The sequence below is a fragment of the Oceanibium sediminis genome (assembly GCF_003265325.1).
GTDB lineage: Bacteria > Pseudomonadota > Alphaproteobacteria > Rhodobacterales > Rhodobacteraceae > Halovulum > Halovulum sediminis.
In genome coordinates, this window is sequence record NZ_QGNX01000004.1 from 34,088 (window position 1) to 58,893 (window position 24,806).

Annotated in this window: 23 protein-coding genes; 8 read left to right on the top strand and 15 right to left on the bottom strand. The window is 66.1% G+C overall.

Going from position 1 to position 24,806, the window contains the following annotated elements; genetic code table 11:
• Positions 1–64: 64 nt before the first annotated feature.
• Both DJ029_RS11330 and DJ029_RS11335 read left to right on the top strand, forming a co-directional pair.
• On the top strand, positions 65–1,363 hold the full coding sequence (locus tag DJ029_RS11330; RefSeq protein WP_112322967.1) for a citrate synthase: 1,299 nt from the start codon (positions 65–67) through the stop codon (positions 1,361–1,363).
• Positions 1,360–1,827 carry a YbaK/EbsC family protein gene (locus DJ029_RS11335; protein WP_112322590.1) on the top strand — a complete coding sequence of 156 codons (468 nt, stop codon included), beginning with the start codon at positions 1,360–1,362 and terminating at the stop codon, positions 1,825–1,827. The genes DJ029_RS11330 and DJ029_RS11335 overlap by 4 nt, the downstream gene beginning before the upstream one ends.
• 13 nt (positions 1,828–1,840) lie before the next feature.
• On the opposite strand, the gene lpxB is transcribed toward DJ029_RS11335, so the two are convergent.
• The 12 genes from lpxB to pyrH all read right to left on the bottom strand — a co-directional run bounded on the left by lpxB (position 1,841) and on the right by pyrH (position 13,668).
• Entirely contained in the window at positions 1,841–3,001 is a 1,161-nt protein-coding gene (lpxB, locus tag DJ029_RS11340; protein ID WP_258165088.1) for a lipid-A-disaccharide synthase, read from the bottom strand.
• The gene (locus tag DJ029_RS11345; protein ID WP_112322591.1) at positions 2,998–3,858 is read right to left on the bottom strand and encodes an LpxI family protein; all 861 of its coding nucleotides are present in this window, start codon (positions 3,856–3,858) and stop codon (positions 2,998–3,000) included. Before DJ029_RS11345 ends, lpxB begins: the two co-directional genes overlap by 4 nt.
• A gap of 16 nt (positions 3,859–3,874) precedes the next feature.
• Positions 3,875–4,675: an acyl-ACP--UDP-N-acetylglucosamine O-acyltransferase gene (gene lpxA, locus DJ029_RS11350; RefSeq protein ID WP_112322592.1), complete on the bottom strand. Its 801-nt coding sequence runs from the start codon at positions 4,673–4,675 to the stop codon at positions 3,875–3,877.
• Positions 4,676–4,677: 2 nt separating this feature from the next.
• A complete protein-coding gene (gene fabZ, locus DJ029_RS11355; RefSeq protein ID WP_112322593.1) occupies positions 4,678–5,157 on the bottom strand; it encodes a 3-hydroxyacyl-ACP dehydratase FabZ in 480 nt (159 codons plus the stop codon).
• 5 nt (positions 5,158–5,162) lie between these two features.
• Positions 5,163–5,789 (bottom strand): OmpH/Skp family outer membrane protein, encoded by a 627-nt coding sequence (locus DJ029_RS11360; RefSeq protein ID WP_112322594.1) that lies wholly within the window; start codon positions 5,787–5,789, stop codon positions 5,163–5,165.
• 2 nt (positions 5,790–5,791) lie between these two features.
• Positions 5,792–8,134, bottom strand: a complete 2,343-nt coding sequence (bamA, locus tag DJ029_RS11365; RefSeq protein WP_232823054.1) for an outer membrane protein assembly factor BamA — start codon at positions 8,132–8,134, stop codon at positions 5,792–5,794.
• Between the two features lie 48 nt (positions 8,135–8,182).
• Positions 8,183–9,529: an RIP metalloprotease RseP gene (gene rseP, locus DJ029_RS11370; protein WP_112322595.1), complete on the bottom strand. Its 1,347-nt coding sequence runs from the start codon at positions 9,527–9,529 to the stop codon at positions 8,183–8,185.
• 63 nt (positions 9,530–9,592) lie between these two features.
• Positions 9,593–10,777, bottom strand: a complete 1,185-nt coding sequence (gene dxr / locus DJ029_RS11375) for a 1-deoxy-D-xylulose-5-phosphate reductoisomerase (protein ID WP_112322596.1) — start codon at positions 10,775–10,777, stop codon at positions 9,593–9,595.
• Between the two features lie 3 nt (positions 10,778–10,780).
• A complete protein-coding gene (locus DJ029_RS11380; protein ID WP_112322597.1) occupies positions 10,781–11,593 on the bottom strand; it encodes a phosphatidate cytidylyltransferase in 813 nt (270 codons plus the stop codon).
• Complete coding sequence (uppS, locus tag DJ029_RS11385) at positions 11,590–12,309, bottom strand: polyprenyl diphosphate synthase (RefSeq protein WP_112322598.1); 720 nt, start codon at positions 12,307–12,309, stop codon at positions 11,590–11,592. The genes DJ029_RS11380 and uppS overlap by 4 nt, the downstream gene beginning before the upstream one ends.
• A gap of 13 nt (positions 12,310–12,322) precedes the next feature.
• Positions 12,323–12,889: a ribosome recycling factor gene (gene frr, locus DJ029_RS11390; protein ID WP_112322599.1), complete on the bottom strand. Its 567-nt coding sequence runs from the start codon at positions 12,887–12,889 to the stop codon at positions 12,323–12,325.
• 17 nt (positions 12,890–12,906) lie between these two features.
• Entirely contained in the window at positions 12,907–13,668 is a 762-nt protein-coding gene (gene pyrH, locus DJ029_RS11395; RefSeq protein WP_112322600.1) for a UMP kinase, read from the bottom strand.
• 246 nt (positions 13,669–13,914) lie between these two features.
• Here pyrH and DJ029_RS11400 point away from each other — a divergent pair, with 246 nt between their 5' ends.
• Complete coding sequence (locus DJ029_RS11400; protein WP_198671129.1) at positions 13,915–15,825, top strand: phosphate ABC transporter substrate-binding/OmpA family protein; 1,911 nt, start codon at positions 13,915–13,917, stop codon at positions 15,823–15,825.
• 150 nt (positions 15,826–15,975) lie between these two features.
• On the opposite strand, the gene tsf is transcribed toward DJ029_RS11400, so the two are convergent.
• Together tsf and rpsB are read right to left on the bottom strand one after the other, a co-directional pair.
• Positions 15,976–16,851 carry a translation elongation factor Ts gene (gene tsf, locus DJ029_RS11405; protein WP_112322602.1) on the bottom strand — a complete coding sequence of 292 codons (876 nt, stop codon included), beginning with the start codon at positions 16,849–16,851 and terminating at the stop codon, positions 15,976–15,978.
• A 132-nt stretch (positions 16,852–16,983) separates the two neighbouring features.
• Complete coding sequence (gene rpsB / locus DJ029_RS11410) at positions 16,984–17,754, bottom strand: 30S ribosomal protein S2 (protein ID WP_112322603.1); 771 nt, start codon at positions 17,752–17,754, stop codon at positions 16,984–16,986.
• 292 nt (positions 17,755–18,046) lie between these two features.
• Here rpsB and DJ029_RS11415 point away from each other — a divergent pair, with 292 nt between their 5' ends.
• From DJ029_RS11415 to DJ029_RS11425, 3 genes are all read left to right on the top strand, one after another.
• Positions 18,047–18,946: a PfkB family carbohydrate kinase gene (locus tag DJ029_RS11415; RefSeq protein ID WP_232823055.1), complete on the top strand. Its 900-nt coding sequence runs from the start codon at positions 18,047–18,049 to the stop codon at positions 18,944–18,946.
• Complete coding sequence (locus DJ029_RS11420) at positions 18,939–19,862, top strand: pseudouridine-5'-phosphate glycosidase (RefSeq protein WP_112322970.1); 924 nt, start codon at positions 18,939–18,941, stop codon at positions 19,860–19,862. The genes DJ029_RS11415 and DJ029_RS11420 overlap by 8 nt, the downstream gene beginning before the upstream one ends.
• Positions 19,863–19,991: 129 nt before the next feature.
• Positions 19,992–20,729, top strand: a complete 738-nt coding sequence (locus tag DJ029_RS11425; RefSeq protein ID WP_198671130.1) for a DUF502 domain-containing protein — start codon at positions 19,992–19,994, stop codon at positions 20,727–20,729.
• 113 nt (positions 20,730–20,842) lie between these two features.
• Here the strand turns inward: DJ029_RS11425 and DJ029_RS11430 are convergent, their stop codons facing one another.
• A complete protein-coding gene (locus tag DJ029_RS11430) occupies positions 20,843–22,639 on the bottom strand; it encodes an extracellular solute-binding protein (RefSeq protein WP_112322605.1) in 1,797 nt (598 codons plus the stop codon).
• A 301-nt stretch (positions 22,640–22,940) separates the two neighbouring features.
• Here DJ029_RS11430 and DJ029_RS11435 point away from each other — a divergent pair, with 301 nt between their 5' ends.
• Together DJ029_RS11435 and DJ029_RS11440 are read left to right on the top strand one after the other, a co-directional pair.
• Positions 22,941–23,921, top strand: a complete 981-nt coding sequence (locus tag DJ029_RS11435) for an HWE histidine kinase domain-containing protein (protein ID WP_198671131.1) — start codon at positions 22,941–22,943, stop codon at positions 23,919–23,921.
• 98 nt (positions 23,922–24,019) lie between these two features.
• On the top strand, positions 24,020–24,805 hold the full coding sequence (locus DJ029_RS11440) for a 3-hydroxybutyrate dehydrogenase (RefSeq protein ID WP_112322607.1): 786 nt from the start codon (positions 24,020–24,022) through the stop codon (positions 24,803–24,805).
• Position 24,806 lies beyond the last annotated feature (1 nt).

The following is a 24,806-nucleotide window of genomic DNA, read 5'->3' on the forward strand; positions in this document are numbered from 1 at the left end:
CAGAATGACACCCGCGGTTGGCATCCTGCCGACACAGGGCGATCGAAGCAGCAAGGATGACAGCATGGCGAAAGATACCGGAGTAACCGCAACACTGACGTTTGGCGATACGACCGTCACAATGCCCATGTCCCGCCCAACCCTGGGCCCGGACGTAGTGGATATTCGCAAACTCTACGCGGAAGCCGATATCTTCACCTACGATCCCGGGTTCACCTCCACCGCGTCGTGCGAAAGCGCGATCACCTATATCGACGGCGACAAGGGAGAGCTGCTTTACCGCGGTTACCCCATCGAGCAGCTGGCCGACAAATCCTCCTTCGTGGAGGTTTGCTACCTGCTGATCTACGGCGAGTTGCCCACCGCGGAGCAGCTGAAGGATTTCACCGACCGCGTGACCAACCACACCATGTTGCACGAGCAGATGGTGAACTTCTTCCGCGGCTTCCGCCGTGACGCGCATCCCATGGCAATCGTCTGCGGCGTGGTCGGGGCGATGTCCGCTTTCTACCACGACAGCACCGACATCTTCGATCCCTGGCAGCGCGAAGTTGCGACGATCCGCCTGATCGCCAAGATCCCGACCATTGTCGCCTGGGCCTACAAGTACCACGTCGGTCAGCCGTTCGTTTATCCGCAGAACCACATGAGCTACGCGGAAAACTTCCTGCACATGTGCTTCTCGGTCCCGGCGCAGGAATACAAGGTCGACCCGATCCTGACCCGTGCGATGGACCGGATCTTTACCCTGCATGCTGATCACGAGCAGAACGCCTCCACCTCGACCGTGCGCCTGGCCGGCTCTTCCCAGGCGAATCCGTTTGCCTGTATCGCTGCCGGTGTTGCCTGCCTTTGGGGCCCGGCGCATGGCGGTGCGAACCAGGCATGCCTGGAAATGCTGCGCGAGATCGGCACCGTCGACCGGATCCCCGAGTATATCGCGCGCGCGAAGGACAAGTCCGACCCGTTCCGCCTGATGGGCTTCGGGCACCGCGTCTACAAGAACTTCGACCCGCGTGCCAAGGTCATGAAGGAAAGCGCGGACGAGGTGCTCGGCCTGCTCGGGATCGAGGACAACCCGACGCTCCAGGTCGCCAAGGAGCTTGAGCGCATCGCGCTGGAGGATCCCTACTTCGTCGAGAAGAAGCTCTATCCCAACGTGGACTTCTATTCCGGCATCATCCTGGACGCGATCGGCTTCCCGACCTCGATGTTCACCCCGATCTTTGCGCTGGCGCGCACCGCGGGCTGGATTTCGCAGTGGAAGGAAATGATCGCTGATCCCAGCCAGAAGATCGGCCGCCCCCGCCAGCTTTACACCGGCGCGGCGCATCGCGACTACGTTTCCGTGGCCGAGCGGTGAGCAAATCGCTGAAGCGGGTGCTGGCTGACGCCGGCGCCCGCGGCTTGAAGATAGAGGCGCAACGCCTTGATGATGGTACTAAAACCGCCGAGGCGGCGGCGCAGGCCGTTGGCGCCACGGCGGACCAGATCGTCAAATCGGTGATCCTGCGCGCCACGGACGGGGGCGAGCACGTGCTGTTCCTGACCGCCGGGGGCAATTACGTCGATATCGACAAGGCCGCCGCCGTCGCTGGAATCGCGCTGGAAAAGGCCGATGCCGCCAGCATCCGCGCCGCGACCGGCTTTGCCATCGGCGGCGTGTCCCCCTTCGGCCATATCGCCGAGATCCGGGCCTTTTTCGACCCGCATATCCTGACCTTTGAAAAGGTGTGGGCCGCTGCGGGCACACCGCATCATGTCTTTGAGATCGAAGCACAGACCCTGCTGGACGCCACCGGCGCCACGCTGGCCGATTTCACCTGAGGCTTTTCCCGCGTCAGATCCGTGACAGGACCGAGCGCGCCGCGCGCTGGCCCGGTGGCAGGCCACCGCGCCCAAGCTGTTCCATCACGCGGGAAAACCGTGCAGACTGGGCCTGCCGCGCGTCGGGGGACGTCAACAATCCCAGCACTTCGCCTTCAAGCGCTGATGCGCTGGCCGCATCGAACAGGTATTCCGGGATCACCGGCGCATCCTCGAGGATATTGACCAGCGACGCGTAGCGCACCTTTACCAGCCGCCGGGCCAGGAAGGCGGACAGCGCGCTGGTGCGATAGGCCACCACCATCGGCGTTCCGGCCGCAGCCACCTCCAGCGTGACTGTGCCCGACACCGCCAGCGCCGCGTCCGCCAGGGCGAAGGCCGCGCGCTTCTTTTGATCATCGCCTTCCGCCAGGATCAGCGGTGCGCCGGGGGCATCGGCGAACAGGGCTTGCACCGCCTCGGCCCGCGCCGGCACGGTTGGAATCACGCCCTTCAGCCCCGGAACCTGTGCGTGCAGCCGGGCCCAGACTTCGGCAAACAAGGCCCCGTGGCGCGCCACTTCCCCCGCGCGCGATCCGGGCAGAAGGCACAGCAACGGCCCCTCGCCGAGGTCCAGTTCGCGGCGCAAATCGTCCAGTGCGGCCTTAGGCGCGGGCGGGACCTCCACCACAGGGTGGCCGACGAAATCGCAGGTCATCCCGGCGGCGGTCATGTAGGGCGGCTCGAACGGCAGCAGCGCCAGGACGTGGTCGATCACCTTCGCCATCTTCGCCGCCCGCCCCGGCCGCCAGGCCCAGACCGAGGGCGCGACGTAGTGGATCGTGCGCAGATCCGGGCGGACCCGGCGCACCTTGCGCGCCACGCGGAGGCAGAAATCGGGGCTGTCGATGGTGATCAGCGCATCGGGGGCGGCGTGCTCCACCGCCTCGGCGGTCTGGCGGATCAGGCGCAGCAGTTCGGGCACGCGCGGCAGGATCTCCGTCAGGCCCATGACGGACAGGCGGTCCATGGGGAACAGGCTTTCCAGCCCGCGCGCCTGCATCAAGGGGCCGCCCACCCCGGAAAAGCGCACGTTCTGCCCCAGTTCCGCGATCAGCCCGTCCATCAGATCCGCGCCAAGCCGGTCGCCGGAGGCTTCGCCCGCGATCAGGAACAGGTGGCGCGGCTGGCTCACGGCTCGCGCGCCCACAGGAACAGGCCCAGGGCGTCGGCGCGGGCGATCGTCTCTTCCTCGCCCAGGATCAGGACGCCGCCGGCCTGCACGACGATCCCCGCAAGCCCCGCGGCATGGGCCCGGTCCACGGTTGACGGGCCGATGGCCGGCAGATCCGAACGCCAGTCCTGCCCCGGTTTCGGGGCCTTCAGCAGCACGCCGCGCGCACCGTCTGGATCGGGTCGGAACGGCGCAGCGGTCTGGGCAACCACGTCCAGCATCGAATCGGTGCCCTGGATCGTCTCCAACCCCAGGCAGATGCCCTGCGCCACCACCGCGCCCTGCCCCACGTCGAGCTTGCCGAGCGCCTGCACCAGGTCATGCGCGCGCGCCGCGTCGGCCTTGTCCGCCTCGCTCGGCCTTGTGCGGCCAAGGACGCCGGGGCGCGCGATCAGGCCGGAGAGCAGCGTGTGCGCCCCGACGATCTTCAGACCCTCGGCCTCGAAGATACCGGCGACGATCCGCAGCGCCGCGTCGTCGCCCGAGCGCAACGCGCGAAACAACTGGGGCGCCATGCGGATCGCCTTCATGTCGAAGCGGATCGGGCTCAGCCTCGGGCGGGTGATGCCCCCGGCGAAGGTCACCTCGGTTGCGCCGAACTGGCGCAGCGAGGCGAACAGCCGCCCTGGCTTCTCGAAGACCGCCGGCAAGGTCGGGTGATCCTCGGCCCAGTCGAGGGTCACGCCCTCGAACACGACGACCAGGTAGCTGCGCCGGATGCGCCTGCAATGCTCGGCCAGAAGGCGCGGCAACACGCCCGATCCTGCAACGATCGCGAGCCCCCCGCGATCCTTCGCGTTTGAACGGAGAGAGTTCATCGAAACGACTCCGCGCCTATTCCGGCGTCGTCACGTGGCGCGCGGTATCCGATGTCAGAAAGTCGAGGACCTGCGCCACGAGCGGATTGTCCGCGTGGTTTTCCCTGACCGAGGCCGTCCGCTCCGCAAGCGTGCCTTCGCCGGTGAACAGCGCGGAATAGGCGGCCCGCAGGCCGGAGATATCGGACTTGGCCGCGCCGCCGCGCTTTAGCCCGACAAGGTTCAGACCCGCCAGCTTGGCCCGCTCACCCATCACGGTACCATAGGGGATCACATCCGCGACAACCCCGGCCATGCCGCCGATCATCGCGCCCTGCCCGATGCGGCAGAACTGGTGGATGCCTGCCAGCCCGCCGACGATCACGCGATCCTCGACGATGACATGCCCCGCCAGCGTCGCCGCATTGGCGAACACGCAGCTTGAGCCGATGATGCAGTCATGGCCCACGTGCACGTGGTTCATGAACAGGTTGCCATCGCCCACCGAGGTGATGCCGCCGCCGCCTTCCGTGCCGGGGTTCATGGTGACATATTCCCGGATGGTGTTCCTCGCCCCGACAACCAGGGTCGAATCCTCGCCCCGGTATTTCAGGTCCTGCGGACGCTGCCCGATCGAGGCGAAGGGAAAGATCACCGTTCCCGCCCCGATGGAGGTGATCCCGTCGATGCAAACATGGGACTTCAGCTCGACCCCGTCGGCCAGCGTCACCTTGGCGCCGATGACGCAATAGGGCCCGATGCTGACGCCCGCGCCGATGGCAGCGCCATCGGCAATGACCGCCGTGGGATGGATCGAGGCGTCCGCGCTGATCGACATGCTCACGCCTTGGCCGGCGGGGCTTGGATCATCGCCATGAATTCCGCTTCCGCAGCGACTTCCCCATCCACCTTCGCGACACCGTCGAATTTCCAGACCTTGCCTCCGCCACGCTTCACGGTGACATGCAACTCAAGCTGGTCGCCCGGTTCCACGATGCGGCGGAACTTCGCCTTCTCGATCCCCATGAAATAAACCAGCGCGCCGCTGTCGGCGAGGTCGAGTGACCAGGACACCAGCACGGAGGCGGATTGCGCCATTGCCTCGACAATTACGACACCGGGGAACACGGGCTTCAGCGGGAAATGCCCTTCGAACAGCGGTTCGTTGGCCGACACGTTCTTGATCCCGACAGCGTATTCCGCCTTCTTCATGTTGATCACGCGATCGATGAACAGGAAGGGATAGCGGTGGGGGATCAGCCGCTTGATCATGTGGATATCGGCCTGCATCAGCTCTGGGTCGATGTCTGTTCTGCCCATGCGTATCACTCCCGCTCCGGTTGGTCTTCTGGCTGCTGGTCTTGCGTTTCACCCGCCGGGTAGGCGGCGTCCAAGCGTTTAATCGCCTCGTCGGTAATATTCAAATCCTGTTTCGCCACCAGCACGCCGCGCAGGTCCACCACCGCGCCCGCACCGGATTCGTCCAGGATCCGCAGCAGGATCGGCCCCGCGCGGCGAAAGAACTCGCGCCGCCGCTGGTCGCTGCGCGCGGCAAGGGCGGCGGCCTTTTCCTCCTGCGCGGCGCGGGTGGCGACCACCTTTTCATCGAAGGCGTCCGCAAGGGCGCGGAAGGTGTCCGGGTCAAGCTCGGGGCGCTGTTCGGTCAGCGCCTGCTCCTCTGCCTCGAACGCCCGATCCAGGGACTGGCCCTCGTCGCGCAGCGCCTGCGCCTCGGATTCGTTCAGCGCGATGATCGCCTGCCCCATTTGCGACCCGGCGAAAAGCCGGTCCTGGTCCAGGATCAGGAAGGCGGCCGGCGCGCTGGCGGGCGGCGGGGCCACCGCCTCGGGCGTGGTTCGCGGCGGATCGCCTGTCGCTTGCGCCAGAAGCGGCTCCCCCGGCGACAGGGCCAGGGATGCCAGCACCGCGATGCGGGCAAACCTGCGCGCCATTATCAGAACCGGGTGTCGATGGTGATGCGGAATTCCTCGAACTCGTCACCGTCCTCGGACTTGATCGGCTTGGCGTAGTTGAACCGCAGCGGGCCGATCGCCGTATCCCAGAACAGCGACACCCCGACCGAGGAGCGCAGCTTCGCGCCATCGTCCACGGTGCCGGATGCGCCCGCGACGTCGTACAGATCCCAGAGCGTGCCTGCATCTGCGAAGACGCCGCCGTAGATGCCGTATTCCTCCGGCAGCCCGATAGGGAAGCTCGCCTCGAGCCGCGCCACGGCGTAAAGGTTCCCGCCGAGCGCGTCGTTGATATCCTCGCCCGAAGGGCCGCAGCCGACGCAGCGATCCCGCGGCCCGAGGCCGCCGCGCTGGAAGCCGCGGAAGCTGTCGCCCCCAAGGGTGAAGCGTTCGGTCAGCCGCGAGCGGTCATTGAAGGACACCAGCGCCCCGCCTTCGACCTCGGCGGTGATCACCACCTCCTCGTCCAGGACGGAGGTATAGGCCCGCGCCAGGGCTTCGGTCTTGGCGTATTGGTTGTTCTCGAAGAAGGCGAAATCCTGGTCGAGGCGCAGCAGGAACCCTGCCGTCGGATCGATGGGCGAATTCCGCTTGTCCAGCGTATAGGTGAAGCCGCCGCCGATGGTGGTCTGCTTGCCGTTTTCCCGGCGCAGGATCGGCGAGACCCCCATGTCATCCACGTTGATTTCCTCTTCCGAGAAACGCAGCCGCACGGACAGACGCGAATCCTCGGTCAGCGGAAAGCCGATACGCGGAATAAGACCGTAGGTGGTGGTGTTGATCGAACTCTCGTCCAGGTCATACTCACGGTAATAGATGTTGAAGCCCGCGCTCAGGTCCTGGTCGAAAAGGGCCGGTTCGTTGAAGTTGAACGCCAGCGTGTTGCTGTCCTCGCCGGTGGCGAGGTCGATGGACACGAGCTGCCCGCGGCCGAGGAAGTTCCGCTCGGTCAGCGACACTGTGCCCGTCACCCCTTCGGTGGAGGAGAAGGCCGCCCCGAACTGCAGGTTGCCGGTCGGCGCCTCTTCAACGTCGACGGTGATCACGGCGCGATCCGGCGCGGAGCCTTCGCGCACGCGGGTTTCCACCCGCCCGAAGAAGCGCAGCGCCTGGATGCGCTGTTCGGCGCGGCGCACCTCGCGCGCGTTGAAGGCGTCGCCCTCAACGAGGCGGAACTGGCGGCGGATCACCCGGTCAAGGGTTTCGGTGTTGCCCCGGATGTCGATCCGCTCGACGAAGACGCGGGGGCCTTCGACCAGCTCGAACTCGATATCCACGGTGCCCGCCGCGTCGTCGCGGGTCAGGCGGGGTGTGATCTCGACAAAGGCGAAGCCTTGCTGACCAGCCAGGAACGCCATGCGCTCGATCACACGGTCCACACGCTCGGCGGAATAGACCTGGCCCGGGCGCAGATCGATGATTTCCTCGAAGTCGGCCGGGTCCAGCCCCGGCGCAAGGGCCGCGACGCTGGTGCGCCCGATGCGGAACTGCTGCCCTTCGGACACGGCGAAGGTCAGGAAGAAGCCGTTGCGCTCGCGCGCCAGTTCGGCCGAGGCGGAGAGCACCTCGAAATCGATGAACCCGCGGTCGAGGTAGAACTCGCGCAGCGCTTGCTGGTCGGCTTGCAACCGGTCCGGGTCATAAACGTCGGAAGAGAAGAACCAACTGAAGATCCCCGCCTGCGAGGTTTCGACAACGCGGCGCAGACGCCGGTCGGAATAGGTCTCGTTCCCGACGAAGGCGATGCGCTGGACTTCCGTCACCCGCCCTTCCGAGATCTCGTAGACCAGGTTCACGCGGTTGTCCTCAAGCCGGATGATGCGCGGCACCACGGTGGCCGCAATCCGCCCGCTGCGCGCGTAAAGCTCGACGATGGAGCGCGCGTCCGCCTCGGCAGCGGCGCGGGAATAGGCGTCGCGCGGGGAAAGCTGGATGATCTCGTTCAGGCGGTCGTCATCCAGGCGACGGTTGCCTTCGAAATTGATGATGTTGATCGTGGGGTTTTCCACGACCGCAATGACCAGCCGCCCGCCCGTGGGCGTGATCGAGACATCCTCGAACAACCCGGTCTGGAACAGGCGTTGAACCGCGTCGTTGATGTCCGCCGCCGTGGCGCCCTGCCCCGGCACCAGCCCGGCGAAGACGCGGATCGTGTCATCCTCGATCCGTTCGTTCCCGGTCACCTGGACGCTGGAGAATGCAACGGCGCCGCCGCCGGTCTGCGCGTATGCCTGGGGCGCCACAAGAGACCCGAGCGCAAGGCTGAAAAGCCCGGCCCGCAAGAGGTTGCTCATCGCGTGCAGGCGGTGCGGTGTCGTCGTCATATGTCCCTCATCCCGTCTTTTGAGGAGCCATCCTTCGTGGTGACTCCGTCAGCTCGTAACCAGCCTCATCACGTCGTTATAGGTTGCAAACAGCATGAGCAACAAGACCATCGACAGCCCGACCGTCATCGCGAAGCGCATCGCCCTTTCGGCGGGGGGACGGCCGGCGATCGCCTCGTAGCCGAACATCAGCAGGTGGCCCCCGTCCAGCACAGGGATCGGGAACAGGTTCAGCATCCCGATGGCGGTGGAAATGACGGCGATCAGCGTGATCAGGTCCATCGCGCCCTGCTCCGCGCTCGCCCCGGAAATCTGGGCGATGCCGAGCGGGCCTTGCAGGTTGTCCGCGCCAAGGTTGCCGACGATGATATGCTTCAGCCCGGTCAGCGACATGTCGATGATCTCGACCACGCGGCTGGCGCCGATGCCAAGCGCCGTCCAGGGCGCAGGCGTTTCGGTCATCGGGTAATAGAGCGCATCGCCACCCACCCCGATCATCACCCGCGTTTCGATGCTGCCGTCTGGGTTAAGACGCTCCACCTCGCGCGGGGAAATGCTCAGCGTGATCGGCGCACCGTCGCGCAGCACGTCCAGGCTCAGCGTCTTGCCGCCGGAGGCGAGGACCGTGTTGCGCAGGTCGTTGAAGGATTGCAGCGGCACCCCGTCCGCCGCGCGGATGAAATCGCCGCTGCGCAGGCCCGCCGCATCCGCCGCCGACAGCGGCTCGACCGCGGCCACCATGGGCGGCAGCGGATAGGTGGCCTGCACCGTCAGCCGGTCGCCGTTGCGGTCCACCTCCAGCGTCAGCGGGCCGGCGGGCTCCATCCCGGCGGCGATGTCATAAATCTGGCCGAAGCGCTCGATTTCCTGCCCGTTCACGCTCAGGATCCGGTCCCCGCTTTGCACGGTCTGCTCCTGCCCCGGCAGGGACTTGATCTCGCCCACCACCGGCCCGTTGACCGCCACGCCCTGGAAGGTGGCCAGCGCCGCAAAGACCAGCATGGACAGGATGAAGTTCGCGAAAGGCCCCGCGGCGACGGTGGCCGCGCGTTTCCAGAGGGCCGCCTCGTGGAAGCTGCGCGCGCGCTCCTCAGCGCTGAGGCTTTCCAGCGCTTCCGGGCTGGCCCGGCTGGAGCCGTCCGCATCGCCGATGAACTTGACGTATCCGCCCAGCGGCAGCGCGGCCACCTGCCAGTCGGTGCCGCGCTTGTCGCGCCAGGTGAACAACTTCGGCCCAAAGCCGAGCGAGAATGTCTCCGCCCCGATGCCGCACCAGCGCCCGACGATGTAATGCCCGTACTCGTGCACGAAGACGACAACGCCCAGCACCACCACGAATCCGATGGCAGAGGTCAGAAATCCGCCGATCACGGGAAGCTCAGAGATGAATTCCATCGAAAATGCCCTTCGTGCCAGCCCTTTGGGCGCTGTAACGCCCGGTTCCGGCCTTATGTCGTGTCAAACGCGGCGCGCGGCAACCCAGGCGTTGCCGAATTCCCTTGCCTTACGGTCATAGTGCATGACGTCGCCAAGGGAAATGCCCTGACGCTTGGACGCCGCCTCTGCCCCGATGCTGTCGAGCGCGGCTTCCACAAGTGCGGCCATGTCAAGGAAGCCGATCCGCCCGGCAAGGAAGGCATCGAGCGCGGCTTCCTTCGCCGCGTTCAGCACCGCGCCGGACAGGCCGCCCGCCGCCAGCACCTCGCGCGCCAGCCTGAGGGCGGGGAAACGCACGGGGTCCTCCGCCTCGAAGGTCAGCGTGGCGAGGGCTGCAAAATCCAGCCGCTCCACCGGCAGCGCGGCGCGCGCGGGGTGGTTCAGCGCGAAGCCGATGGCGCCGCGCATGTCCGCCGGGCCAAGCTGCGCCATGATCGAGCCATCGGCGAATCCGACCATCGAGTGGATGATCGATTGGGGATGGACGACGACCTCGATCTTTTCGGGGGGAACTCCGAAAAGCACATGCGCTTCAATGATTTCCAGGGCCTTGTTGAACATCGTCGCACTGTCGACGGAGATCCGCGCACCCATGTCCCAGTTCGGATGCGCCACCGCCTGTGCGGGGGTCATCGCGGCCATTTCCGCGCGGCTCTTGTTGCGGAACGGCCCGCCGGAGGCGGTCAGCAGCAGGCGTTCAAGCGCGCCGTGATCCTCACCGTTCAGCGCCTGGAAGATCGCGCTGTGCTCGCTGTCCACGGGCAGCAGCGTGGTGCCGTGGGCCGCGCAGGTGTCCATCAGCAGCGCTCCGGCGCAAACCAGGCTTTCCTTGTTCGCCAGCGCCAGCATGCCGCCATTGCGCGCCGCACAAAGGCCCGGCGCCAGCCCGGCGGATCCGACGATGGCGGACATCACCCAATCCGCGGGGCGCGCCGCCGCCTCAAGCAACGCCTCCTGCCCCGCTGCGCTGGCGATGCCACTGCCCGCAAGTGCGGCGGCCAGCTCTGCGCCCCTGTTCGGATCGGCCGTGACCGCGATACCGGCCCGCAGTGCGCGCGCCTGTTCGGCCAGCAACGCGATATTGCTTGCCCCCGTCAGCGCGACGACGTCATACGCCTCGGCCCCGCCCTGGTGCATGAGCAGCTCGACCGTGTTGCCCCCGATGGAGCCGGTACTGCCAAAGATGGAGATACGCCGCCGTGTCATGCGCTATCCGGCCAGCACGCCGGTCAGGTGGATGACGGAATAGGCCCAGAGCCCGCCCATGAGCCCGTCGAACCGGTCAAGGAAGCCACCGTGCCCGGGGATCAGGGACGAGCTGTCCTTGCGCCCGAAGCGGCGTTTCAGCCAGCTTTCCAGCAGGTCGCCCCACTGGCTGGCGATGGCGACGATCCCGCTGAGGATGACGATCCCGGGCAGGTCCACGCGCGCACTCTGGTCGAAGAACGCGCCGACGATCAGCGCCAGCGCCAACCCGCCGAGGGTGCCGGCCCAGGTCTTCTTGGGGCTGACGCGCGGCCAGAGTTTCGGCCCGCCGATCACCCGGCCGAAGAAGTAGCCACCCACGTCGGTGGCGATCACGACTGACACGAGCCACAGCACCAGCGGAAAACCCTGCACCGGGTCCCGGCGCAGCTCCACCAGGAAGGCCATCGCCAGCGCGATGTAGACAAGCCCGGTGATCATCCAGACACGCCGGCCCTTGTCCACCATGGCCACGCCGACCAGCCCGATCGCCAGCACCGCGACGCCCGCGAGCAGGTTCAGGAAGCCCGTCGCAAGGATACAGGCCCCGCCGGCGGCGACCATGATCCACAGCGCCACTTCGCCCAGCGACTGGGTGTGCTGCACGAGGCGGCGGTATTCCCAGATCATCAGGCCCGTGGCCAATGTCACCAGCAGCGTCACCCATACGCCGCCCTGCCAGAAATCCACCACCGCGATGAAGATCAGCGCGATGGCCGAGATCACGCGCACCCCGAGATCCGAGAATTTCGGCCCTGCGGCGCCCGCGCTGCTCATGCCGTTGCGGCGCCAAAGCGCCGCTCGCGCGCGCTGAAACGCGCCACGCAGTCCGCAAGCACCTCGGCGGTGAAGTCGGGCCAGCAGATATCGAGGAAATCATACTCGGCATAAGCCGCCTGCCAGAGCAGGAAGTTCGAGACACGCACCTCGCCCGAGGTGCGCAGCACCAGGTCCGGGTCCGGCAGGCCGGCGGTGTCCATGTAGGCGCTGAGCCCCGCCTCGTCCAACGTGTCCGGGTCGACCCCCGCCGCCGCCGCGCGGCGCACGGCGCGCAGGATCTCGTCCCGGCCACCGTAATCGATCGCCACGGTGACGTTCAGCGCGGTGTTTTCCGCCGTCAGCTGTTCCAGCCAGCCCATCATCTTCTGCAGGTCGTCATCCAGCCGGTGGCGGTTGCCGATGAAACGCACCCGCACCCCGTCGCGGGCCAGCCGCGCGCTTTCCTTCTTGATGTAGCGGCGGAACAGCCGCATCAGCCCGGAAACCTCGTCCGTGGAGCGTTTCCAGTTCTCGGTCGAGAAGGCGTAAAGCGTCAGATGCGTCACCCCGAGGTCGGGACAGGCCCGCAACACGCCGCGCAAACGCTCCACCCCCTTGGCGTGGCCCGCCAGTCGCGGAAGGCCACGGCGTTGGGCCCATCGACCGTTGCCATCCATGATGATGGCGACGTGCTGGGGGTGGGGACGTTTGTGAAGCGCGCGTGTGTTCGGCATATGAAGCCGCAGGTCAGACCTGCATGATCTCTTCTTGCTTGGCCTCGAGCGCGGCGTCGATCTTCTTGATCGCGGTGTCGGTCAGTGACTGGATTTCATCCTCCCAGATTTTCTGATCGTCCTCGCCCATGCCGGCGGCCTTGGCCTTCTTCAGCTGGTCCATGCCGTCCCTGCGCACGTTGCGCACCGCGACACGGGCATTTTCGGTGTACTGCCCGGCGAGTTTCGCCAGCTCGCGGCGGCGTTCCTCGTTCAGTTCGGGAATCGGCAGACGGAGCGTGGTGCCGTCCATCACCGGGTTGATCCCCAGCCCGGAGTTGCGGATCGCCTTGTCCACGGCGTTCACCAGGGACTTGTCCCAGATGTTCACGGTCATCATGCGCGGCTCGGGCACGTTGATCGTGGCGCATTGGTTGATCGGTGTCGTCACGCCATAAGCCTCGACTACCACGTTGTCCAGCATAGAGGCAGAGGCGCGCCCGGTCCGCAGGGTTGCGAACTCGCCCTTCAGCGCGGCAAGCGCGCCGTCCATCCGCTTTTTCAGCGCATCCACGTCGATATCTTCGATGTCGTCGCTCATATCCTCTCCTCCAGGGCTCAGGCGGCCCCTTTCTGGTCTGACGCCAGCGTGCTGACGGTTGTGAACTTGCCTTCGCCCTGCACAACGCCGGCCAGTCCGCCGGGCGCATTCAGTGAAAAGACGATTATCGGCAAACTGTTCTCGCGCGCCAGCGCGATGGCCGAGGCGTCCATGACCCGAAGGTTGCGGGTCAGAACCTCGTCATAGCTGATACGCGAAAAGAACTTGGCGTCGGGGTTGGTCTTGGGGTCGCTGTCATAGACACCGTCGACCTGGGTTCCCTTGAAGATCGCCTCGCACTTCATTTCGTTCGCGCGCAGGGTCGCGGCGGTATCGGTCGTGAAATAGGGGTTCCCCGTCCCGGCCGCGAAGATGCACACGCGCTTCTTTTCCAGGTGGCGCACGGCGCGGCGGCGGATGTAGGGCTCACACACCTGGTCCATCGGAATGGCCGAGATGGTCCGGGTGAACACGCCAAGCGCTTCCAGCGCGGCCTGCATGGCCAGCGCGTTCATAACCGTGGCCAGCATGCCCATGTAGTCGGCCGTCGTACGCTCCATCCCCTGGGCGGAGCCTTGCAGCCCGCGGAAGATGTTGCCGCCGCCGATGACCATGCAGATCTCGACCCCGAGGTCGTGAACCTTCTTCACCTCGTTGGCGATACGCTCGACTGTGGGGGGATGCAGACCGTAACCCTGGTCCCCCATTAACGCTTCGCCAGAGATCTTGAGCAAAACACGGCGAAATTGCGATCCGGAGGCTGGGGGGGCGTCTGCCATTTGGGTCGTCCACGGTAATTCAGAGTTGCGCAAACATGTCGGAAATCGCCCCCCCTTTCAACGTAGAAACGGGCCTTGCAGTGCAAAAAAAACAGGTGCCGGGGGCGATCCGCCAGGCTGCGGGATCTATTTATTCAAGATTTCAAATTCATGCCATATTTATTGCCGAACATCCTCGCAAGGACCCGCCCCGCCTCCCGTATCCACTTTTGCGAGCAAACGATGCACATGACGATGTCCCGAAGCATGAATCGCCCCTTTGCCCGCCGAAACCTGCATCATTTCCTCGCCGGGACGGCCCTGTGCGGCGCGCTTCTGGCCGCCGCGCCTGCGCCGGCGCAGGACGTCACACTGAAGACGCTGAACGGCAACGCGGCGATCAGCGGCACGCTGGTGGCGTTCGAGGCGGGGAAATACACGGTCGAGACGGTCATCGGCCAGATCGCGATCGGCGGGGACAACATCGTCTGCGAGGGGGACGGCTGCCCCGGCACCGAGGTGGCGGCAATCGCACCCCCGGCCCGCTTCATCGGCGAACCCATCGCCCTGATGACCGGTAACGGCGGCATCCGGATCGAGGGCACGCTTCTGAGCTATACAGACGGCGTCTACACGGTCGAAACCATGATCGGCAGCCTCGACGTGGTCGCCGAAGGTACGATCTGCGAGGGGCCGGGATGCGCCGTCGTCAACAGGGCTGTCGAATCCGATCCAACGCCGGACGCGGCGCGCGAAACGCAGGTTGCGGCTATCTCTCCGCAGGACAGCGCGATCGCCGCGCCCCAGCCCGCACCGGCGCCCGACGACACCCGCGAGCTCATTCCGATGGCCGATTACGAGGGCGCGCCCGCGCTGACCATCTCCGGCCCGGCGGAGGTTCTGAAGGGCATGCTGCCAGCGCTCGCCCGGGGACGCGCGGACGAGATCGGCGGCTCGGCCGAAACCATCACGCCGAAATTCGTCAGCGTCGCGGCGGCGCGCGAGGCGGGCGCCCCTTCCGGGCAGTTCGTTTCCACGGTCACAGGGTCGGACGGGACGGAAACCGTCATGCTGGCAAGGGCCAGCGCGTCCTCCTCGGACGCGGTCGGCACGCTGAACGCGGGCGAGACGGATGTCGCGATCATGGCCGTGAAGGCGCCGATGATGCTTGTGCAAAAGCGCACCGAAACCGTCCTAGGGACTGAGGGGCTGGTCGCCATCGTGTCGCCCGAGAACGCCGTGTTCCAGCTGACGCCCGCGCAAATGGCGCAGGTCTTTTCCGGCGAGGTGCGGAACTGGCGGGACGTGGGCGGACCGGATCGCACGATCCGCGTTTTCGGCCTGCCCGACACCCATGACCTGAGCACGGCGATGGACGAGCTGGTGCTGTCCCCGTTCCGGAGCCGCCGCAAGCCCTATGATGCCGTCTTCCCCGACGCCGAGGCGCTGGCGGGCGCGGTTGCCGCCAATTCTTCGGCCATCGGCTTCGTCGGAATGGCGGCCGCGGGCAAGGCGAAGGCGCTGGCCATCGGGTCCGAATGCGGGATCTCCACCGCCGCGACGCCGGAGAATATCCGCACCGCGCGCTACCCGCTCAGCCGCTCGCTGCTGGCGATTTCCTTCGCATCCTCCGGCGACGCCGCCGAGCTGATCGCGGATGTCGAGAGCGCGGCAGAGGACCTTGTGCGCGCCGCCGGGCTGGAACCGGCGCAGATCGATCGTTTCGGCATGGATGACGACGCGCTGGCCCTGCGCGCGCGCCTGTCGGGAACGACCGAGCGTTTCGCCCGGCTGAACGTGTCCGACGCCCTGCGTATCATGCCCACGTCCGAGCGGCTGAGCACGATCCTGACGCTGGACGACGGCAGTTCGCGGCTCGACGCCCGCTCGAAGGCGGAGCTTGAGCGGATCATCGACTACGCCGCCGACAACGGCTTCGCGGAACTGTTCCTCGTCGGGCATTCCGAGGCGACGGGAGATGCGCAGCGGGACCGCGCGGCGGCCCGCTCGATCGCCCGAACGGTGCGCCAGACGATGGAAGCGGCGGATGAGGAAAACCTGCTGGAAGATACCGTGATCCGCGCGGTCGGGCTTGGGGCCGTGGTGCCCCTTGCCTGCGCGGGGACACCCGAAGCGGTGGCATTGAACCGCCGGGTGGAGGTCTGGGTACGGCGCTGAGGCGAGGGCTCCGGGCAGGCGAAAGCCGGGCCTTGGAGGTCTGCCTTGTTAGCGGGGCGCAGCTTACCCAGCGAAAGGGGCCGCAAATGCGGCCCCTTTCTCAATTCAGCGATGTGGCGGTCAGCAAAACAGTGACGCGCCCGGGTGGCGTCAGCCGCCCATTGTCTTTGCGACCTCGGCGGCGAAATCCTCTTCCACCTTCTCGATGCCTTCGCCAACGACCATGCGCACGAAGCCGGTGATTTCCACACCCGCATCGGCAGCAGCCTGGCCGACGGTGATGTCGGGGTTGATGACGAACTTCTGGTTCACCAGCGTCACTTCCTCGAAGAACTTCTTCATGCGGCCGACGATCATCTTCTCGATCACCGCGTCGGGCTTGCCGCTTTCGCGGGCCTGGTCGGTCAGAACTTGCTTCTCACGCTCGACCAGCGCCGGGTCCAGGTCGTTCTCGTTCAGCGAGGCGGGATCGGTTGCGGCGATGTGCATTGCGATCTGCTTGCCGATGCCGTTGTCCGCACCGGACAGGCCGACCAGCACGCCGATCTTGCCCATGTCCGTCGCCGCAGCGTTGTGGACGTAAGCGGCAACCGCCGGGGCTTCGACACGGGCCATGCGGCGCACGGACATGTTCTCGCCGATGGTCGCGATCTTGTTGGTCACGACGTCGGACACGGTCTTGCCGCCGAGGTCGGCTTCCAGCAGCGCTTCGACGGAGTCGACGCCGACAGCGGCCTTGGTGATATCGGCGACCATCGCCTGGAATTCGGCGTTCTTGCCGACGAAATCGGTTTCCGAGTTCACTTCGACCGCGACGCCGACGCCTTCGCCGACGGCAACGCCGACCAGGCCTTCAGCGGCGGTACGCCCGGCTTTCTTGGCGGCCTTGGCCAGGCCCTTGGTGCGCAGCCAGTCAACGGCGGCTTCCATGTCGCCGTCGGTCTCGGTCAGCGCTTTCTTTGCGTCCATCATGCCTGCGCCGGTGCTGTCGCGCAGTTCCTTCACCTGTGCTGCGGTAATCGCCATGGTGATCTCCTTCGTGTGTGAACGGCCTGAGGCGGGGGCCCCTGCCCCCGGTCGACCTGTCATTTTTCTGAAGTCAGGCCGCCGCCCCGCCGCGCCTTTGGCGCGGGGGCGACGGTTAGGTGACGGGTCGCGTCAGGACGCGGCTTCCTGCTCGGCCGGCAGCTCTTCGGCCAGGCCTTCTTCCATGGCGCCGAGGTCGATCCCTTCGGAGCCGAGCTGAGCGGCCATGCCGTCAAGCGCGGCAGCGGCGATCAGGTCGCAGTACAGCGCGATCGCGCGGGACGCGTCGTCGTTGCCGGGGATCGGGTAGTCGATACCCTCGGGCGAGGAGTTGGTGTCCAGGATCGCGGCAACCGGAATGCCCAGCTTCTTCGCCTCGGTCACGGCCAGCGCTTCCTTGTTGGTGTCGACCACGAAGATCAGGTCCGGCACACCGCCCATTTCGCGGATCCCGCCCAGCGAGGCCTGCAGTTTGGCCTGCTCGCGCTCCATGTTCAGGCGCTCTTTCTTGGTGAGGCCCTCAGCGCCGCTTTCCATCTGCTCGTCGATTGCCTTCAGGCGGCTGATCGAGGCGGAAACGGTTTTCCAGTTGGTCAGCGTGCCGCCCAGCCAGCGGTGGTTCATGTAGTACTGCGCCGAACGCTCGGCGGCTTCGGCGATCGGGCGCTGTGCCTGGCGCTTGGTGCCCACGAACAGGATCCGGCCGCCCTTGGCGACGGTTTCGCGCACCGCGTTCAGCGCTGCGTCCAGCAGCGGGACGGTCTGCGTGAGGTCCATGATGTGGATGCCGTTGCGGTCACCGTAGATGTACTGACCCATGCGGGGGTTCCAGCGGTGGGTCTGGTGGCCGAAGTGTACGCCAGCTTCCAGCAACTGACGCAGAGTGAACTCGGGAAGAGCCATGTCGTTTTCCTTTTCCGGTTTGGCCTCAGCGGGGATCAGGCATGCGCCCAACCGGTGGACCGTATGGGGATGTCTCCCCCATAAGGCCGCGTGCCCCGCCTGTGGATTTCGTGAGCGTCGCGATAGAGGCTTTGGGCGCGGAATGCAAGCCGCTTTGCCAGACCCCGGCTTCCGAGCGCTTATATAGGGGTAGATTCCGCCCCGCGCACTGCCCGACAGGCCGGTATGCGGCCCTGCGCCAATGGCTTTTCCGGCAATTGACCGCATCCGCGAAAGCGGTCATTCAGTCGCCATGACGAAAGAACCCCAGATCCTTTGTGCCGGGTCCGCCCTGTGGGACATCATCGCCCGCACGGACCGCACCCTCAAGCCCGGTTTCGACGTGCCCGGCCGCATCACCCGGCAGATGGGCGGCGTGGCGCTGAACGTCGCGCTGGCGCTGGCCGCGCGCGGGGTGGCCCCCGTGCTGCTCAGCGCCGTGGGATTGGACCCGCAGGGCGACCGGCTGCTTGCCTCGGCCACGGCGGCGGGGGTGAACTGCACAAATGTGGCGCGGATATCTGAGCCGACGGACGCCTACCTCGCCATCGAGGATTCCCAGGGCGAGGTTTTCGGCGCTGTCGCCGACTGCGCCTCGCTGGAGCGGCGCGGGGAAGAGGTGCTGACGCCGCTGCGCGACGGCAGCCTCGGTTCAGAAGCCGCGCCGAGCAACAGCACTATTGTGTTTGACGGAAACTTCCCCCAGGCCATCCTTGACGCCCTGCCCGACGACCCCGCCTTTGCTGCCGCGCATCTTGCGCTGGTACCCGCAAGCCCGGGCAAGGCCGAGCGGTTGCGCAAGGCCATGCGCCACCCCAACAGCACGCTCTACGTCAACCGGATCGAGGCCGAGATCCTCTGCCGCGCCGATTTCACCAGCGCCGCGCTGGCCGCCCGCGCCCTGCTGCGCGAAGGGGCCGCGCGCGTCATCGTGACCGACAGCCACCGCCCCGCCGCCGCCGCACAGGGCGACCACCTCTGGACCGCCGCGCCACCCTCCGTCACCGCCCATACGACCACCGGCGCGGGGGATGCCTTCCTTGCCGCGCATCTGTCCGCCGAACCCCACGCCGCCACCCAGCAGGAGGCGCTGGATGCAGCCGTCGCCGCTGCGGCCGCCCATGTTGCCCGTGCAGGAGGAATGCATGTCTGACGCCCTACCCCTCGCCTTTTCGCTCGAAGTCAGCACCGCGCGCGCCGAAGGGCGCCCGATCGTGGCGCTGGAGAGCACCATCATCACCCACGGGATGCCCTATCCCCAGAACATCGAGACCGCGCGCATGGTCGAAGATGACGTACGTGCGGCGGGGGCCGTTCCCGCGACCATCGCGGTGATGAACGGGCGCATCCACGTCGGGCTGGAGGCGGACGAGCTGGACGCGCTGGCGCAGGCCAAGGACGTGATGAAACTGTCGCGCGCCGATATCGCCGTGGCGCTGGCCACCGGGCGCACCGGGGCGACGACCGTTTCCGGAACGATGATCGCTGCGGCGCTGGCCCGCATCCAGGTGTTCGCCACGGGCGGCATCGGCGGCGTGCACCACGGCGCGGGCGAAAGCTTCGACATCTCCGCCGATCTGGGCGAATTGGCCCGCACCCCCGTCTGCGTGGTCGCGGCCGGGGCGAAGGCGATCCTCGACCTTGAGAAGACCTATGAAGTCCTTGAAACCAATGGCGTTCCCGTGATCGCCGTCGGCCAGGACACGCTGCCCGCCTTCTGGTCGCGCGACAGCGGGCTGGCCGCACCGCTGCGCCTGGACACCGCCGAGCAGATCGCCGCCGGTTTCAAGATGCGCCGCCGCCTTGGCCTTTCGGGCGGGCAGCTGATCGCAAACCCGATCCCGGAAGCGGACGAGATTCCCGCCGAATGGCTGCGCCCCCATATCGAAACCGCGCTGGCCGAGGCCAGCCAAAAGGGCATCGCGCACAAGGACGTCACGCCCTTCCTGCTGGACCGCATCTTCACCCTGACCGAGGGACGCTCGCTGACCTCCAACATCGCGCTGGTGCGCAACAACGCCCGCCTTGCCGCCGCCATCGCCTGCGCACTGGTCGAAGGAACTGACTGAGCCCCGAACCTCGGCGCGAAGGCGTTTCGCCGTGTGAACCAAGCGCACTCCGCTGTTGCCCGACCGCGGTGTGCCCCATTAACATGTTGCGGTGCACATCACTGTCCCCGCTCGGTGAGAGGATCTCCCATGGCCGCCAAATCCAGCCGCAAGCGCAAGTCTCGGCGCAACAAGCCGCCGCTGCTCCAACGGATGCGGTCGAACTTCCTGACGGGCCTCGTCATCGTCGCGCCCGTCACGCTGACGATCTGGGTGATCTGGACGGCCGTTGGCTTCATCGATGCCCGCGTCGTGCCGCTGATTCCGGCCGCCTACAACCCCGCCACCTACCTCGGGCAGAACATCGCGGGCTACGGCGTTCTGATCTTCCTTCTGTTCACGGCGCTCGTCGGTGCGCTGACGAAGGGCCTGTTCGGGCGGCAGATCATCAAGTGGGGCGAGGCGCTGTTCGATCGCACGCCGCTGGTGCGCCCGATTTACAATGCAGTGAAGCAGATCACGGAAACGATCCTCAGCCAGTCCAGTTCCAGCTTTCAGAAGGCCTGCCTTGTCGAATACCCCCGCCGGGGCATCTGGGCCGTCGCCTTCGTATCCACCGCGACGCAAGGAGAGGTGCCGGGCAAGGTCGGGCGCGGCGATATGCTGAGCGTGTTCCTGCCCACGACACCGAACCCCACCTCGGGCTTCCTTTTGTTCGTGCCGCGCGCGGATGTCGTCATGCTCGACATGACCGTGGAAGAGGCGGCGAAACTGGTGATTTCCGCCGGTCTCGTCACGCCGCCCACCGCGGAGGAGATCGCCGCCGGGATCAGGCCAGCCCCGCCGGCGGCCCCTGCCCCGCGCCGCAAGGTCAATGCCGAGAAATGACGCGCGCATAAGCGCGGCTGCAACCGGCTGGACGCCACGGGTGCGTGGCAAAGCCTGAAACGCGCGCCGCCCCGGCCATGTGAACCGGGGCGGCTGCTGTTTTGCCGTTGGGATTACTCTGCCTCGGACCACCAGACTTCCGGCAGGAAGCCAAGCCAGTCGCCATAGATGGGCAGCGTTTCTGGGTACTTCAGCTCGGCCTTGTGGGCCAGGTAGCTGACGTCCTGGTGCCAGAACGGCACCACGTAGCGCCCCGCCATCAGGACTCGGTCCAGCGCCTTCACGGCGGCGACGAAGGTTTCCCGGTCGTCGGCGGTCAGCATCGTCTCGATCATCGCCTCGGCCGCGGGCACGTCCATGCCCATGTAGTTGCGCGTGCCCGGCTCGGTCACACCGTTGCTGCCCCAATAGAGCGTCTGCTCGTTGCCCGGGCTCAGCGACAGGCCCCATTGATTGATGATCACGTCGTAATCGTAGACGTTGCGCCGCTCGCGATACTGCGCGTTGTCGAGCACCGCAATATCCGCCTGCACGCCAAGGCGCTTCAGCGCATCGATGTAGAGGTTCGCGATTGCCTCATGCGCTGTGGAGGTGACGAGGATCGTGAAGCTGAACACCTGCCCGTCGGCGTTCTTCAGCACACCGTCCTGCACGCTCCAGCCTGCATCCTCCATCAGCCCCGCGGCGCGGCGCAGGTTGGCGCGGTTCCGCTCGCCCCCGTCGGTGGTCGGCAGGGAATAACCTTCCAGCGCGCCGGGAAGCAGATCCCCGGCAAAGGGTTCGAGAAGCGCGCGCACCTCGCCTTCGGCGGGGCCGTGGTCCATGCCGAGGAAGGAGTTCGAGAAATAACTCGTGCGGCGCGGATACACGCCGCCATTCAGCGTCTGATTGATGAATTCGAAGTTGAATGCCTGGATCAGCGCCTCGCGCACGCGCCAGTCCTGGAACAGTGGGCGGCGGGTGTTGAAGACGAAGCCTTCCATCCCGGAGGGGCGCGAATGGGGGATCTCGGACTTCACGATCCGCCCGTCTTGCACCGCCGGGAAGTTGTACTCGGACGCCCAGCGGGCCGGGTTCAGCTCGCGGAAGGTCGAGGTTTCGCCGGCGCGGAACGCTTCGAATATCACATCGCCATCGGCGAAATACTCGTAGCGGATGGTGTCGAAATTGTTCAGCCCGGCGTTGAACGGCAGATCCTTGCCCCAATAGTCGGGATTGCGCTGGAACTCGATGAAGCGTCCCGGCTCGAAATCGCCGACGGTATAGGGGCCGGTCGCGGTCGGTACGTCGAGGCTGCTTTCGGCGAAATCCCTTCCGTCCCAGTCCCGCGGGTTCAGGATCGGGCGCAGGCCCAGGATCAGCGGCAACTCGTTGTCCTGCTCTGAAAAGGTGAAGCGAATCCCCCGCTCACCCACCTTTTCGTAGGAGGCGACCTTGTCCCAGGCGGTCTGATACCGGGGCAGCCCCTTCTCGGCCAACGTCTCGAAGGACCAGATCACGTCATCCACGGTCAACGGCGTGCCGTCGGAGAATGCGGCCTCTTCCCTTAACTGAAATTCAACCCATTCGCGCTCAGGCCCCGTCTCAACCGATTCGGCCAACAGCCCGTATAATGTGAAAGATTCGCCGTAAGAGCGGCCCAGAAGCGTTTCGTATACATGTACCCGCAGCCCCCAGGGCGCGCGCCCTTTCAGGATGTAGGGATTGAACGCGTCATAGCCGCCCCCCTCTCCGAAGACAATCCGACCGCCCTTTGGCGCGTCGGGGTTCGCATAGGGTAGTGACACAAAATCAGGTGGCAACGCCGGCTCACCATACATAGAAATGCCATGCTGCGGCTCTGCCACGGCGTTTCCCGCGCCGAACAGCAGTGCAAATATCGCGCCTGCGGCGCCTGCTCCGATCCTCATTTTCCCTCACTTTGCTCGTTCGCAATGCCTGTCGATTGCGCCCATCATAGCCATCCCCGGAAGGGTCACAAATTTTTATCTTGGAGCGCGGCCCGCTTTTCCGTATAAAGGGGGCACTGCTCGATAGGTTTCTTGCCTGTATGAAACCTGCCTCAATAACTTAGCGCCCGCCTTGTGCGGGCGTTTTTTTTGCCCGCACCCCATCCGCAGGATGGCTTCAGATCAGAAATGCAGATGGTCGGGCCGCGGGGCATGTGATAATTTTCGCCGATATCGCCGTCCCTTTTTTCCGGAATTCCCGATGTCCCACCCTGACCTGGACTACGCCGAGCTGTTCCGGCATCTGCCGGCGCACTGCGTGGTGCTGAACAGAGACCTGTGCTTCCTTGCCGCGAACGAGGTGTTCCTGAGCAACACCGCCACGCAGCTCTCGGACGTGCTGGGGCGCAACGTGTTCGAGGTCTTTCCCGCGTCCGACGATATGCGCGCGCCGCTGAAAAGCGCGTTCGAGCAGGCGCTGGCGGGCGAAACCTCGGTTCTGCACCGGATGCACTACGCCATTCCCGACGGGGCTGGCGGAACCGTCGACAAGTGGTGGACCGCCACCAACACCCCGGTGATGGACCCGGACGGCCAGGTCAGCCATATCGTGCAGGTCGGCGAGGACGTGACCGAGAAGGTCCGGGCCGAGCGGATGAAGGACGCGATCCTCGGCGAATTGCAGCATCGCGCGGGCAACCTGCTGACGCTCGTCTCTACCATCGCGCGGCGCAGCGCAGCGCAGGCGGAGGACCTGCCCGCCTTCATCGAAAGCTTCGAGGCGCGAATACAGGCGCTGGGGCGCACCCAGACCCTGCTGACCGGGGACAATTGGGGCGGACTTCCGCTCACCGCGCTGATCGAGGAACACTTGGAAGCCTATGTCGAGCCGGGGTCTGACACCATTACCATCGACGGGCCGCCGATCCGCGTCAGCACCCAGCAGTCGCAGATCCTTGCGCTGGCGCTGCACGAGCTGGCGACCAACGCCGTCAAGCACGGCGCGCTGAAGATCCCCGACGGGCGCATCACACTGCGCTGGAGCGGCACCCCCGGCGCGGATTTCCGCTTCGAATGGCGCGAACACGGCGTGCCCGGCCTCTCCCCCCCGCGGGGCGATGGATTCGGCTCGCTCATCCTGATGAGCTTCCTGCCCGCGCAGCTTGGCGCGACGGCAGAGCGCGGCTTCGACGGAGACGGCCTGTCATACACCCTCAGCACGGAAGCGGCATCGGAGCTTTGAACCGCCCCACGGTCCCGCGCTGCGCGGAACCGGCCCCTTCGCAGGTGCAGCATCTTCTGCTATGACGCTTGCAGGACACCCAAGAAACGGATCATCGCATGGACCTCACCGGAAAAACCGCCATCGTCACTGGCTCCACCTCGGGCATCGGCCTTGGAATCGCGCGCCACTTCGCGACGTCCGGCGCCAATGTGGCGCTGAACTCCTTCTCCGACACGGCGGAGGATCACCAGATCGCCGCCGATCTGGCCACCGAAACCGGCGCCGACGTGCGCTATTTCCAGGGCGACATGTCCAAGGCTGAAACCTGCCGGGCCTGGGTGGACGCGGCCGCAGACGCTTTTGGCGGGGTCGATATCCTGGTCAACAACGCGGGCATCCAGCATGTCGCCGCGATCCCGGACTTTCCCACGGAAAAATGGGACGCGATCATCGCGATCAACATGAGCAGCGCCTTCCACACGACCGCCGCCGCCCTGCCCCACATGCGCAAGGCGGGCTGGGGGCGAATCGTCAATATCGCCTCGGCGCACGGGCTGACCGCCTCGCCGTTCAAATCGGCCTACGTGACCGCGAAACACGGCGTCGTCGGCTTCACCAAGGTCACCGCGCTGGAAACGGCGGAAGAGGATATCACCTGCAACGCGGTCTGCCCCGCCTACGTGCTGACCCCGCTGATCGAGTCGCAGATCCCCGACACGATGAAGGAATACGACATGACCCGCGAACAGGTCGTGCGCGATGTCCTTCTGGCCCGGCAGCCGACCAAGGCCTTTGTTACCATCGATCAGGTGGCGGGCACGACGCTGTTCCTGTGCTCGCCCGCGGCGGACCAGATCACCGGCACCACGATCTCGGTCGACGGCGGCTGGACGGCGCTCTGAG

Excerpts from the sequence above, each read along its gene's own strand:
- uppS (WP_112322598.1), bottom strand. The coding sequence starts at position 12,309 with ATGCCGAACACACGCGCGCTTCACAAACGTCCCCACCCCCAGCACGTC.
- bamA (WP_232823054.1), bottom strand. The coding sequence starts at position 8,134 with ATGACGACGACACCGCACCGCCTGCACGCGATGAGCAACCTCTTGCGG.
- DJ029_RS11420 (WP_112322970.1), top strand. The coding sequence starts at position 18,939 with ATGTCTGACGCCCTACCCCTCGCCTTTTCGCTCGAAGTCAGCACCGCG.
- rpsB (WP_112322603.1), bottom strand. The coding sequence starts at position 17,754 with ATGGCTCTTCCCGAGTTCACTCTGCGTCAGTTGCTGGAAGCTGGCGTA.
- DJ029_RS11380 (WP_112322597.1), bottom strand. The coding sequence starts at position 11,593 with ATGAGCAGCGCGGGCGCCGCAGGGCCGAAATTCTCGGATCTCGGGGTG.
- DJ029_RS11425 (WP_198671130.1), top strand. The coding sequence starts at position 19,992 with ATGGCCGCCAAATCCAGCCGCAAGCGCAAGTCTCGGCGCAACAAGCCG.
- DJ029_RS11360 (WP_112322594.1), bottom strand. The coding sequence starts at position 5,789 with ATGGCGCGCAGGTTTGCCCGCATCGCGGTGCTGGCATCCCTGGCCCTG.
- fabZ (WP_112322593.1), bottom strand. The coding sequence starts at position 5,157 with ATGGGCAGAACAGACATCGACCCAGAGCTGATGCAGGCCGATATCCAC.
- pyrH (WP_112322600.1), bottom strand. The coding sequence starts at position 13,668 with ATGGCAGACGCCCCCCCAGCCTCCGGATCGCAATTTCGCCGTGTTTTG.
- DJ029_RS11330 (WP_112322967.1), top strand. The coding sequence starts at position 65 with ATGGCGAAAGATACCGGAGTAACCGCAACACTGACGTTTGGCGATACG.
- DJ029_RS11415 (WP_232823055.1), top strand. The coding sequence starts at position 18,047 with ATGACGAAAGAACCCCAGATCCTTTGTGCCGGGTCCGCCCTGTGGGAC.
- rseP (WP_112322595.1), bottom strand. The coding sequence starts at position 9,529 with ATGGAATTCATCTCTGAGCTTCCCGTGATCGGCGGATTTCTGACCTCT.
- DJ029_RS11345 (WP_112322591.1), bottom strand. The coding sequence starts at position 3,858 with ATGAACTCTCTCCGTTCAAACGCGAAGGATCGCGGGGGGCTCGCGATC.
- tsf (WP_112322602.1), bottom strand. The coding sequence starts at position 16,851 with ATGGCGATTACCGCAGCACAGGTGAAGGAACTGCGCGACAGCACCGGC.
- frr (WP_112322599.1), bottom strand. The coding sequence starts at position 12,889 with ATGAGCGACGACATCGAAGATATCGACGTGGATGCGCTGAAAAAGCGG.
- DJ029_RS11440 (WP_112322607.1), top strand. The coding sequence starts at position 24,020 with ATGGACCTCACCGGAAAAACCGCCATCGTCACTGGCTCCACCTCGGGC.
- lpxA (WP_112322592.1), bottom strand. The coding sequence starts at position 4,675 with ATGTCGATCAGCGCGGACGCCTCGATCCATCCCACGGCGGTCATTGCC.
- dxr (WP_112322596.1), bottom strand. The coding sequence starts at position 10,777 with ATGACACGGCGGCGTATCTCCATCTTTGGCAGTACCGGCTCCATCGGG.
- DJ029_RS11435 (WP_198671131.1), top strand. The coding sequence starts at position 22,941 with ATGTCCCACCCTGACCTGGACTACGCCGAGCTGTTCCGGCATCTGCCG.
- DJ029_RS11430 (WP_112322605.1), bottom strand. The coding sequence starts at position 22,639 with ATGAGGATCGGAGCAGGCGCCGCAGGCGCGATATTTGCACTGCTGTTC.
- DJ029_RS11400 (WP_198671129.1), top strand. The coding sequence starts at position 13,915 with ATGAATCGCCCCTTTGCCCGCCGAAACCTGCATCATTTCCTCGCCGGG.